The organism is Microcoleus sp. OTE_8_concoct_300, from assembly GCF_031383065.1.
Lineage (GTDB): Bacteria > Cyanobacteriota > Cyanobacteriia > Cyanobacteriales > Microcoleaceae > Microcoleus.
Genome location: NZ_JANMZH010000046.1, coordinates 1 through 2,419, shown reverse-complemented (window position 1 = coordinate 2,419; position 2,419 = coordinate 1). Strand labels below are relative to the sequence as shown.

Annotated in this window: 1 protein-coding gene; it reads left to right on the top strand. The window is 46.5% G+C overall.

Annotation, left to right across the window (positions count from 1 at the left end):
* The first annotated feature begins 609 nt into the window (after positions 1–609).
* Positions 610–2,340, top strand: a complete 1,731-nt coding sequence (gene ltrA / locus ACUVJL_RS02320; RefSeq protein WP_445244368.1) for a group II intron reverse transcriptase/maturase — start codon at positions 610–612, stop codon at positions 2,338–2,340.
* Positions 2,341–2,419 lie beyond the last annotated feature (79 nt).

Below are 2,419 nucleotides of genomic sequence, written 5' to 3'. Positions count from 1 at the left end.
GTGCGACGTGAAGTCGTACATTAGGCGCATCTGCGCTGAATAACTGGAGAGCCGCCTCTCCCGGAGAACTCTCTCTCTCTGTCCCCACATAAAAGAGTGTCACACTCCGCCTACAACAGCAGTAAGTAATGAACCTGTTGGAATGCAAGGCATGAAAGCCCCGCAACTGGTAGCCCAAATCAGTGAAAGGGCAAGGGGAAGATCGAAAAGGGTTAACGTTATGTGAATCACCGTAGATTCCGTTATGTCTAAAGAGTGAAATCAGGCTGATACACTCTAGCCAAAAAGGCAAGTGAGTAGGTTACTGGCAGCGCCTTGTGGCTAGTAACGAGAGAGCGAAACTCTCACCGGAATATAGGTGGAACCCAAATCGGTCGAAGGTTAAATGTACGAAACACGATAAACCCTACGGATTCTCAAGCCAGGTCGATGGCATGAGTAGGTTGACCGTAAGGAAAACGGAATTATCCAGAGGGTAGGGGATGCTGGAGAAAGCGAACGCTTCTGGTAATGCGGAAGATAGGGGTTCAGGCTTTGCCCCGCATCGAAAGATGGCAGACTTCCAGCGGGTCTTCAACGGTAAATTTTGCGTAAAGGAATTGAACCAACGTGAAAGATAGAGTCAGCAATGACATCGGAACGAAGGAACCGCTCAAGGGGTGGGCATCCATCAATTGGAAGCTCATCAAAAAGCGTGTCAGAAACCTGAGACGGAGAATCTACCGAGCAGCCCAGAACGGTCAGTGGAATAAGGTTAGAAGCCTCATGAAACTGATGCTTCGCAGTTACTCCAACCTGCTATTGTCAGTGCGAAGAGTCACTCAAGAAAATAAAGGGAAACAGACGGCTGGCATCGATGGTCAGACGGCTCTAACTCCAGAGGAAAGAGTGAAATTGGTCAGAGAAAGTAAGGAATACACCTTATGGAAAGTTCGCCCAACGAAAAGGGTATACATACCGAAAGCTAACGGAAAACAAAGACCATTAGGTATCCCGACAATCAAAGACCGGATAGCACAGGCAATTGTCAAGAATGCCCTGGAACCAGTCTGGGAAACCAGATTTGAAGCCCAGTCCTATGGCTTCCGCCCAGGCAGAAGTTGCCATGACGCAATTGAGCAGACATGGATAAGACTAAACGCTCAGGGGAACGACAGATGGATACTGGACGCAGATATTAAAGGGGCATTCGACAATATCAGCCACGAGTACCTGCTCAATGCCATAGGAGAAATCCCTGGTAAAGAGCTAATCAAACAGTGGCTAAAAGCAGGATATGTAGAGGCAGAAATATTCCACGATACCGAAAGCGGCACGCCACAGGGAGGGATTATTTCTCCCTTATTGGCAAACATAGCCCTCGACGGAATGGAAAAATTCCTAAGTCAATATAAAAAGACGAAGGAATACAAATATACCGACTCAAAAGGTAGAAAAAGAACAGAGAGGGAACACAAACCAAAATATGGGTTTGTTCGCTACGCTGATGACTTCATCATCACCGCAGAAAATCGTGAGGATTTGGAAGCCATTAAACCCATCCTAGAAGAATGGCTAAATCAGAGGGGTTTAAAACTTAATGCGGATAAAACCCAAATCACTCATATTAATGAGGGCTTCAATTTCTTAGGGTTCAATGTCCGACATTACAAGGGTAAATGCTTAATTAAACCGCAAAAAGAAAAGGTCAAAGAATTCCTGTCTGGAATTCAACAATGGCTGAATCAACACAAAACGGTAAAAGCAACGGCAGTTATCCAGCACCTTAGCCCAATCATTAGAGGATGGGGGAACTACTACAAGCACAAGGTCAGTAAGGAGACGTTTTCTTACGTAGACTACCGAATATGGCAAATGCTGTGGAAGTGGTCGCTAAGAAGACACCCGAAAAAGGGGAAAGGTTGGGTAGCCCAAAAATACTTCCGAACAATCAACGGGACGAAGTGGAACTTTGCCCAACCCTTCAAGAACAGACATGGTAGGGAAACATTAATAACCCTGCCAAAGCTGGCATACATCCCCATAGTACGCCATGTCAAAGTCAAAGACACGGCATCTCCCGACGACCCAACACTCACCAAATACTGGCAAGACCGCCAATCCAAATACGGGAAATCGTACTGGGCAAAAGGCTCAAAACTCTATAACGTAGCGGTTAACCAAAATTGGAAATGTCCAGTATGCGGTGAACACTTGTTCAATGGAGAAGAACTGCACACTCATCACAAAAATAGGGTGGTAGATGGAGGAACAGACAAGGCCCAAAACCTTGTTCACCTTCACAAAGCCTGTCACAAGCACATACATACAGGCAAACGCTCTGAGGTTTTGGAGGCTTGAGCCGGATGATGGGAAACTGTCAAGTCCGGTTCTTAGGGGAGGAGGACGCGGCGACGTGTTCCTCCTTACCCGACAAAAA